Origin of the sequence: Streptomyces sp. WAC05292, from assembly GCF_003949955.1 — a bacterium.
In the GTDB taxonomy this organism is placed as follows: Bacteria; Actinomycetota; Actinomycetes; order Streptomycetales; family Streptomycetaceae; genus Streptomyces; species Streptomyces globosus.
In genome coordinates this window covers 1-8,892 of record NZ_RPSE01000260.1, presented here as the reverse complement: position 1 = coordinate 8,892, position 8,892 = coordinate 1, and the positions used below count along the sequence as shown (strand labels likewise).

Here is an 8,892-nt window from a genome sequence, read left to right as displayed (position 1 = left end):
CCCGAACTGGCCCGGCGTCTGACGGCGGCCCCCGTGCGCGCCTCCGCCCGGGGGCCGCCGTCAGACGCCGGGCCAGTTCGGGCGCCGCTTCTCGTTGAACGCCGCGACCCCCTCGGCCCGGTCGCCGGAGAAGGCAACCGTCCGCCAGGCCGCGTCCTCGATCTCCAGGCCGGCCGCCAGGTCCATGCCGTGGCCCAGCCGCAGCGCCCGCTTCGCGGCGCGCAGACCCACCGGGGAGTTCGCCGCCATCCGGCCCGCCAGCTCCAGTGCCTCCTCGCGCGCCCGGCCCGCCGGGACGAGGGAGTCCACCAGGCCCAGCGAGAGCGCCTCGGCGGCCTCCACCCGGCGCGCCGTGAAGATCAGCTCCGCGGCCCGGGCCGCGCCGACGCGCCGGGGCAGCAACTGGGTGCCGCCGCCGCCCGGGATCACGCCGACGGACACCTCGGGCAGGCCGACCACGGCCGTCTCGTCCGCCACGATCACGTCACAGGCCAGGGCCAGCTCGAAGCCTCCCCCGAGCGCGAAGCCGTGGACCGCGGCGATCGTCGGCATGGGCAGCTCCAGCACGCCCCCGTACGCGCCGCGCGTGGTCGGCCGCTGCCGCACCAGCTCGGCGTCGGAGAGGGAGTTGCGCTCCTTGAGGTCGGCGCCGACGCAGAAGGCCCGCTCGGCGGCCGAGGTGAGGACGACGACGCGGGCGGAGGGGTCGGCCGACAGCTCGGCGCAGGCCGCGCCGATCGCGCGCGCCATGGCGGTCGAGACCGCGTTCATCGCCTTCGGGCGGTCCAGGACCAGCTCCACGACCCCGTCGCCGCCGTGCCGACGTACCGATACGAACTCCGACTCCACCGACACAGGGACCCTCCCGGTTAACGAACGTTACCCGGGGATCTTAGGCTTCCGCCGCGTCAGCGACCAGGGCTCCACGACGCCCAGGCCGCGCACCGGCCGCTGCCACATCGGCTGGAGCGCGAAGCGGTACGAGCCGCCGCCGAGCTCGGCCTCGGCCTCCTTCTCCGAGACGGGTGCGGCGCCCGTGCGGCCCAGCTCCTCCGCCATCGCGCCGTCGACCAGGACGGCGTCCTTCGGCGCTATGGAGGTGAGCCGGCTGGCGAGGTTCACCGTCGTCCCGAAGACGTCGCCCATGCGCGTCGTGACCGTGCCGAAGGCGATGCCGACGCGCAGCTCGGGCATCTGCCGGTCGGCTTCCATGGTCTCGACCAGCCGCAGCGCGATCTCGGCGGCCGTCGCCGCGTCGTCGGCGACGTACAGCACCTCGTCGCCGAGGGTCTTGATGAGCCGGCCGCCGTGCGCGGCGACCAGGTCCGCGGAGGTGGTCTCGAAGGACTCGACGAGCTCGCCGAGCTGCTCCTCCTCCAGGCGGCGGGTGAGCCGGGTGAAGCCGACGAGGTCGGCGAAGCCGACGGCCAGGCGCCGGTCGACCATCTCCTCGTCGTCCGCGGCCTGGACGACGCGGCCGGTGGCGGCCGCGAGCTGCCGCCGCCACACGTAGACGAGGAACTCCTCCAGCTCCGGCAGGAGCAGCTCGACCAGCGGGTACGTGACCTCCGTGCGGGTCATGCCCGGCTCGGGGGGCTCGGTGAGCCCCTCCAGGAAGGAGTCGATCTGCCATTCGGCCAGCCGGGCGGTGGTCTGCCCGGTGGAACGGGCCACCTGGACGGCCATCGGCTCGCTCAGCAGCCCGGCCTCGACGAGGCCGGCGAGCCGGCGCAGCGCCAGGACGTCCGCCTCGGTCAGGGCGCGCGCCTGCCCGATGTCGGCGAAGCCCATCGCCCGCCAGAAGCGGGAGGCGAGCTCCATCGAGACGCCGGCGCTGCGGGCGGCCTGGAACGGCGTGTACCGGCGCTCCGCGCCGAGGATCAGCTGCTCCAGCCGGATGGCGAGCGGGTCGGCCGTGGGCTGGGCGGTGTGGTCGACCTCGTGGTGGGGAGTGTGCCGGTCGCGTCCGATCGGGGTGCCCGGGCCGGGGCCGCCGTGGCCCGGGGAGGACGCGCCGGACGAAGGGTCGTCGACGGTCAAGGGCCGCCTCCTGTCCATTTCCGTGCGCACTGCCCTGCCGAACCGGTGATCGCCGGGAGACCCGCCGATCGCCTAAACCATACGGCAGGTGTGCCGTAGCTCACTCCCCACTCCCGTCACCTCCGGCGGCAGCGGGGCCGCGGGCTCAGCCCGCGGGCCTCAGGTGCACCACGTCCCCGGCCCCCACGGCCTCGCGGGAGCCGTCCGCGGTGCGCAGGACGAGCCGCCCTTCCGCGTCCACCGCTTCGGCCGTTCCGGTGAGCGAGCGCCCGCCGGGCAGCTCGGCCCGCACCTCGCGGCCGAGGGTGGCGCAGCGGGCGGCGTACGCCTCCAGCAGGCCGGAGGCGGCCGGGTCGCCGGCGTGGGCGCGCCAGTCGGCGTACGAGTGCTCCAGGGAGCGCAGCACGGCCTTCAGCAGCGGCTCGCGGTCGGTGACGGCGGCCTTGGCCAGCAGCAGCGAGCCGGCCTCGGGCACGGGCAGCTCCTCGCGGGTCAGGCTGACGTTGAGGCCGACGCCGATGACGACGCCGTCGGCGGTCCGCTCGGCCAGGATCCCGGCGGCCTTGCGCTCCTGGCCGTCGACGGCGACCAGCAGGTCGTTGGGCCATTTGAGGGAGGTGTCCACGCCGGCGGTCCGCTCCAGGGCGTCCACGGCGGCCACGCCGGCCAGGAGCGTCAGCCAGCCCCAGCGCTCCTGCGGGACGGCCGGGCCCGGCTTGAGCAGGACGGAGAAGAACAGCCCGGACCGGGCGGGCGCCACCCAGCTGCGGTCCAGGCGGCCCCGGCCGGCGGTCTGCTCCTCGGCGACGAGGACGGCGCCCTCGGGCAGGCCGCCGGCGCGGGCCGCGAGGTCGGTGTTGGTGGAGCCGGTACGGGGGACGACCTCCACGGAGGTCCACAGGCCTCCGCCGGCGGTCAGGGCGCGCCGGAGTGCGGCGGTGTTCAGCGGCGGCCGGTCGAGGCTCGACCAGCGGTCGGACGGGGCCCCGGAGGAAGCCCCGCCTGGGGCATCGGATGGCGTCATGCAACCCAGATTAGGTGTGTCAAACGCCGCACTGCCGAGCGCCATGCCCGCCGATACGCTACGCACCAGTAGCCAGCAGTAGTCATTCAATTGACCAGGCAGTTGACACCACACAGGGAGCCGCGACCCCGATGTCACAACCGTCCGAGCCGATCGACATCCACACCACCGCGGGCAAGATCGCGGACCTGCAGCGCCGTATCGACGAGGCCACCCACGCCGGCTCCGCCCGGGCCGTGGAGAAGCAGCACGCCAAGGGCAAACTGACGGCCCGCGAGCGGATCGCCCTGCTGCTGGACGAGGGCTCCTTCGTCGAGCTGGACGAGTTCGCCCGGCACCGGTCGACCAACTTCGGCCTGGAGAGGACCCGCCCGTACGGCGACGGCGTCGTCACGGGCTACGGCACGGTCGACGGCCGCCCCGTCGCCGTTTTCTCGCAGGACTTCACGGTCTTCGGCGGCGCCCTCGGCGAGGTCTACGGCCAGAAGATCATCAAGGTGATGGACTTCGCGCTGAAGACGGGCTGCCCCGTCGTCGGCATCAACGACTCCGGCGGCGCCCGCATCCAGGAGGGCGTCAGCGCGCTCGGCATGTACGGCGAGATCTTCCGCCGCAACGTGCACGCGTCGGGCGTCGTCCCGCAGATCAGCCTGGTCGTCGGGCCGTGCGCCGGCGGCGCCGTGTACTCGCCGGCCATCACCGACTTCACGGTGATGGTCGACCAGACCTCGCACATGTTCATCACCGGCCCGGACGTCATCAAGACGGTCACCGGCGAGGACGTCGGCTTCGAGGAGCTCGGCGGCGCCCGCACCCACAACTCCACCTCGGGTGTGGCCCACCACATGGCGGGCGACGAGAAGGACGCGATCGAGTACGTCAAGTCGCTGCTGTCCTACCTGCCGTCGAACAACCTCTCGGAGCCGCCGGCCTTCCCGGAGGAGGCCGACACCGCGGTCTCGGAGACGGACCTCGAACTGGACGTGCTGATCCCGGACAGCGCGAACCAGCCGTACGACATGCACACCGTCATCGAGCACGTCCTCGACGAGGGCGAGTTCCTGGAGACGCAGTCGCTGTTCGCGCCGAACATCCTGACCGGCTTCGGCCGCGTCGAGGGGCACCCCGTCGGCATCGTCGCCAACCAGCCGATGCAGTTCGCCGGCTGCCTCGACATCGACGCCTCCGAGAAGGCCGCCCGCTTCGTGCGGACCTGCGACGCCTTCAACATCCCGGTGCTGACGTTCGTCGACGTGCCGGGCTTCCTGCCGGGCACCGACCAGGAGTACAACGGCATCATCCGGCGCGGCGCGAAGCTGATCTACGCGTACGCCGAGGCCACCGTCCCCCTGATCACGGTCATCACCCGCAAGGCCTTCGGCGGCGCCTACGACGTCATGGGCTCCAAGCACCTCGGCGCGGACCTGAACATCGCCTGGCCCACCGCCCAAATCGCGGTCATGGGCGCCCAGGGCGCCGTCAACATCCTGCACCGCCGCACCCTCGCCGAGGCCGAGGCCGCCGGGGAGGACGTCGAAGCGGTCCGGGCCCGGCTGATCGGCGAGTACGAGGACACCCTCCTCAACCCGTACACCGCCGCCGAGCGCGGCTACGTCGACGCGGTGGCGATGCCGTCGGAGACGCGGGCGCACATCGTGAAGGGGCTGCGCCAGCTCCGCACCAAGCGGGAGTCGCTGCCGCCGAAGAAGCACGGCAACATCCCCCTCTAGCCTCCAGGAGGTAACGCTGTGGTGATCAAGGTCGTCAAGGGGAACCCGACGCCGGAGGAGCTGGCCGCCGCACTGGCGGTGGTCCAGGCGCGCGCGGCGGCGCTGGCGTCGGCGCCGTCCGAGGCGCCCCGGGCAGCCGACGCCTGGTCAGCGCCCGACCGGGTGGCGCGGCGCACCCTGCCGCACCCCGGTCCGGGGGCCTGGGCCCGCACCTACTGGCCCGGGCGGGGCTGAGAGACGGCGTGAAGCGGAGGCGGCGCCTGAGTACCCGTACTCAGGCGCCGCACCGGTCCGCGGGTCCACGATCGGTACATGCTGTGGTCTGACCCGGAGAACGAGCCGCCCGAGGACATGCGCGACGCGCAGGCGATGGTCCGCCGGATGACCGTCGTGGTCGTCCTCGCCATGGCGGTCGTCGTGTACGTGCTGGGCGTGGGCCACTAGACCGGCGCGGCACCCGGCGGGCCGCGCCTACGATGGCGGGCATGACTGCTGCCCGGACCCTCGTCCTCGCCTCCGCCTCGCCCGCCCGGCTGAACCTGCTGCGGCAGGCCGGACTCTCCCCGCACGTCATCGTCAGCAACTTCGACGAGGACAGCCTGCGCGCGGACTCCCCGGCGGAGCTGGCGCTCGCCCTGGCCGAGGCCAAGGCGGCCGTCGTGGCCGCCCTGGAGGAGGCCGCGGGCTCGCTGGTGATCGGCTGCGACTCGGTGCTGGAGCTGGACGGCGAGGCGCTGGGCAAGCCGGAGGACGCCGAGGACGCCACCGCACGCTGGAAGGCGATGCGCGGCCGGTCCGGTGTCCTGCGCACGGGTCACTGCGTGGTCGACACGGCGAGCGGGCGCGCGGTCTCCGCCACCGCGTCGACGACGGTCCGCTTCGGCGAGCCGACGGACGCGGAGGTGGCGGCGTACGTGGCGAGCGGCGAGCCGCTGCACGTCGCGGGGGCGTTCACCCTGGACGGGCTGTCGGCGCCGTTCATCGAGGGCATCGACGGCGACCCGGGGAACGTCATCGGGCTGTCGCTGCCGCTGCTGCGCTCCCTGCTGGGCGAACTGGGCGTGTCGATCACCGACTTGTGGGCGTAGCCCCCTCGCCGGGCAGGCCGTCCGCCCCGCCGCGCCCGCGGGCCGTGTACTGCGTGAGGACGTGGACGAGCAGGCACAGGGCCAGCATCAGCACGGCGAAGGCGCCCCAGCCGACCAGGCCCACGGCGAGCGCGCCGAGCACGGCGTGGGTGACGGCGGCGCAGACGAGCACGACGCGGGCGAACCGCCCGGGGGCGCGGTCGCGGACGGCGGCCGCGGCGAGCAGGGCGGCGCACAGCAGGAGGAAGCCGGCGGTGCCGGCCCCCATCGCGTAAGTCGTCATGACCATGACATCCGGATCCATGCCGGCGATGGACATCGACTGGCTCTGCGTCGTCCGCCCCAGCACGAAGTGGACCAGCGCCAGCACCAGCGCCTCGGCCGCGAGCACGACGGCGCCCAGACCCGCCGCGAGCCTGCGCAGCACCACGTCCACGACCCCCACCCCTTCCTGCGGAAACGGACCGCGGGCCCGTTCGACGCCTGGAGGCTACTAACGGGTAAACGTACGGACAAGGGGTGTGCACGGCCCGCTTGCGGAACGCCCCGCGGACGGCACCCGCGCAAAGAATCTGTGGGCCGTTCGTAGGGAATCGACAAAGAATCGCCGGGGCCCGCTGACCGGGCGGACAGAGACCGTGGCTACCTGACGGGGTTACTGTGCAGTCGGGGATCCCCCTGACCTGGGGCACCACTTGGACTTTCCTCGATCGAGGCGGACTCGAATCACACTCCGTGTGGGCAAGGTCACCTCTAGGAGAGGGTCGTAAGGCCGTGTGGGCAGTCCCTAAACTCAGCTTGTTTCAAGGAGGGAGCCATCGTGCGCAAGGTGCTCATCGCCAACCGTGGCGAAATCGCTGTCCGCGTTGCTCGGGCCTGCCGGGATGCCGGGATCGCGAGCGTAGCCGTCTACGCCGATCCGGACCGGGACGCCCTGCACGTCCGCGCGGCCGACGAAGCTTTCGCGTTGGGCGGTGACACCCCGGCCGCGAGCTACCTGGACATCTCCAAGGTCCTCCAGGCGGCCGCCGACTCCGGCGCCGACGCCATCCACCCCGGATACGGCTTCCTGTCCGAGAACGCCGAATTCGCGCAGGCCGTCCTCGACGCGGGCCTGACCTGGATCGGCCCGCCGCCGCAGGCCATCCGCGACCTCGGCGACAAGGTCGCCGCCCGCCACATCGCGCAGCGCGCCGGCGCCCCGCTGGTCGCCGGCACCCCGGACCCGGTGTCGGGTGCCGAGGAGGTCGTCGCCTTCGCCAAGGAGCACGGCCTGCCGATCGCGATCAAGGCGGCCTTCGGCGGCGGCGGCCGCGGCCTGAAGGTCGCCCGCACGCTCGAAGAGGTCCCGGAGCTCTACGACTCCGCCGTCCGCGAGGCGGTCGCCGCCTTCGGCCGCGGCGAGTGCTTCGTCGAGCGCTACCTCGACAAGCCGCGCCACGTCGAGACCCAGTGCCTCGCCGACAGCCACGGCAACGTCGTCGTCGTCTCCACCCGCGACTGCTCGCTCCAGCGCCGCCACCAGAAGCTCGTCGAGGAGGCCCCCGCGCCGTTCCTCTCCGAGGAGCAGAACGCCGAGCTGTACCGCGCCTCCAAGGCCATCCTGAAGGAAGCCGGCTACGTCGGCGCCGGCACCGTCGAGTTCCTCGTCGGCGTCGACGGGACGATCTCCTTCCTGGAGGTCAACACCCGCCTCCAGGTGGAGCACCCGGTCACCGAGGAGGTCGCCGGCATCGACCTCGTGCGCGAGATGTTCCGCATCGCCGACGGCGAGGAACTCGGGTACGGCGACCCGGTCCTGCGCGGCCACTCCTTCGAGTTCCGCATCAACGGCGAGGACCCGGGCCGGAACTTCCTGCCCGCGCCCGGCACCGTCACCAAGTTCAACGCGCCGACCGGACCCGGCGTCCGCCTGGACGCGGGCGTCGAGTCCGGGTCGGTCATCGGCCCCGCCTGGGACTCCCTGCTCGCCAAGCTGATCGTGACCGGCGCGACCCGCGAGCAGGCGCTGCAGCGCGCGGCGCGGGCACTCGCCGAGTTCGAGGTCGAGGGCATGGCCACGGCCATCCCGTTCCACCGCGCGGTCGTCGCCGACCCGGCGTTCGCCCCGACGGACGGCACCCCGTTCAAGGTCCACACCCGCTGGATCGAGACCGAGTTCGTCAACGAGATCCCCGCGTTCGCGGCCCCCGCGGCCGACGAGGCCGAGGACGAGCCCGGCCGCGAGACGGTCGTCGTCGAGGTCGGAGGCAAGCGGCTGGAGGTCTCCCTCCCGTCGTCCCTCGGCATGACCCTGGCCCGCACGGCCGCGGCGGGCGGCGCCAAGCCGAAGCGCCGCGCGGCGAAGAAGTCCGGCCCGGCGGCCTCCGGCGACACCCTGGCGTCCCCGATGCAGGGCACCATCGTCAAGGTGGCCGTCGAGGAGGGCCAGCAGGTCAACGAGGGCGACCTGGTCGTCGTCCTGGAGGCGATGAAGATGGAGCAGCCGCTGAACGCGCACCGCTCCGGCACCATCGTCGGCCTGACGGCCGAGGTCGGCGCATCGCTGACCTCCGGTGCGACGATCTGCGAGATCAAGGACTGACACGCCCCACCCCGAACGCCGGCGAGCTCCCCGGAGCCGCCGGCGTTCGCACACCCCGACACCCCCTCCGGGCCGCAGCCCGCCCGCGACACCGCCCCCGGCCCGGCGACTCCGCGCGGCCCAAACCGGGCCCCCGGTGACGCCGCGCGGCCCGAGCCCGAGTCGGTAAGACCCGTACGGCCCGAGGCGGGTCGGTAAGACCCGTACGGCCCGAGGCGGGTCGGTGAGGCCCGTGCGGCCCGAGGCCGGGTCGGTGACGCCGTGCGGAGAACCACAGGCACGGCCGGACGCGGGCCGGGATCCGGAGCCTTGGCGGAATGGCCGCCCGCGGCGCGGAGCCGTCCCCCTCCCCGCCCCTTCCCGAAACCGGGCTCCGCCCGGCCCCGTTGCGGGGGCCCGGCCCCCGCAACGGGGCCGGGCGGAGCC

Annotated in this window: 9 protein-coding genes; 5 read left to right on the top strand and 4 right to left on the bottom strand. The window is 73.5% G+C overall.

What is annotated here, in order from left to right; all coding sequences use genetic code 11:
• Nucleotides 1-60: 60 nt before the first annotated feature.
• The 3 genes from EF903_RS23050 to EF903_RS23040 all read right to left on the bottom strand — a co-directional run bounded on the left by EF903_RS23050 (nt 61) and on the right by EF903_RS23040 (nt 3,064).
• The gene (locus tag EF903_RS23050; RefSeq protein ID WP_114053885.1) at nt 61-855 is read right to left on the bottom strand and encodes an enoyl-CoA hydratase/isomerase family protein; all 795 of its coding nucleotides are present in this window, start codon (nt 853-855) and stop codon (nt 61-63) included.
• Nucleotides 856-879: 24 nt separating this feature from the next.
• Complete coding sequence (locus EF903_RS23045) at nt 880-2,040, bottom strand: adenylate/guanylate cyclase domain-containing protein (RefSeq protein ID WP_125546108.1); 1,161 nt, start codon at nt 2,038-2,040, stop codon at nt 880-882.
• A 145-nt stretch (nt 2,041-2,185) separates the two neighbouring features.
• A complete protein-coding gene (locus EF903_RS23040; protein ID WP_125546106.1) occupies nt 2,186-3,064 on the bottom strand; it encodes a biotin--[acetyl-CoA-carboxylase] ligase in 879 nt (292 codons plus the stop codon).
• 131 nt (nt 3,065-3,195) lie between these two features.
• On the opposite strand from EF903_RS23040, the gene EF903_RS23035 reads away from it, so the two are divergent.
• The 4 genes from EF903_RS23035 to EF903_RS23025 all read left to right on the top strand — a co-directional run bounded on the left by EF903_RS23035 (nt 3,196) and on the right by EF903_RS23025 (nt 5,882).
• A complete protein-coding gene (locus tag EF903_RS23035; RefSeq protein WP_125546104.1) occupies nt 3,196-4,794 on the top strand; it encodes an acyl-CoA carboxylase subunit beta in 1,599 nt (532 codons plus the stop codon).
• A gap of 18 nt (nt 4,795-4,812) precedes the next feature.
• Nucleotides 4,813-5,028 carry an acyl-CoA carboxylase epsilon subunit gene (locus tag EF903_RS23030; RefSeq protein WP_125546102.1) on the top strand — a complete coding sequence of 72 codons (216 nt, stop codon included), beginning with the start codon at nt 4,813-4,815 and terminating at the stop codon, nt 5,026-5,028.
• Between the two features lie 78 nt (nt 5,029-5,106).
• Entirely contained in the window at nt 5,107-5,238 is a 132-nt protein-coding gene (gene mmpB, locus EF903_RS35400) for a morphogenic membrane protein MmpB (RefSeq protein ID WP_260615810.1), read from the top strand.
• A gap of 32 nt (nt 5,239-5,270) precedes the next feature.
• Nucleotides 5,271-5,882: a nucleoside triphosphate pyrophosphatase gene (locus tag EF903_RS23025; protein ID WP_125546100.1), complete on the top strand. Its 612-nt coding sequence runs from the start codon at nt 5,271-5,273 to the stop codon at nt 5,880-5,882.
• Here EF903_RS23025 and EF903_RS23020 read toward each other — a convergent pair.
• Nucleotides 5,863-6,327: a hypothetical protein gene (locus EF903_RS23020; protein ID WP_260615809.1), complete on the bottom strand. Its 465-nt coding sequence runs from the start codon at nt 6,325-6,327 to the stop codon at nt 5,863-5,865. The two genes, EF903_RS23025 and EF903_RS23020, sit on opposite strands and share 20 nt — an antisense overlap.
• A 375-nt stretch (nt 6,328-6,702) precedes the next feature.
• Here EF903_RS23020 and EF903_RS23015 point away from each other — a divergent pair, with 375 nt between their 5' ends.
• Nucleotides 6,703-8,466: a biotin carboxylase N-terminal domain-containing protein gene (locus EF903_RS23015; RefSeq protein WP_125546098.1), complete on the top strand. Its 1,764-nt coding sequence runs from the start codon at nt 6,703-6,705 to the stop codon at nt 8,464-8,466.
• The last annotated feature ends 426 nt before the right edge of the window (nt 8,467-8,892 follow it).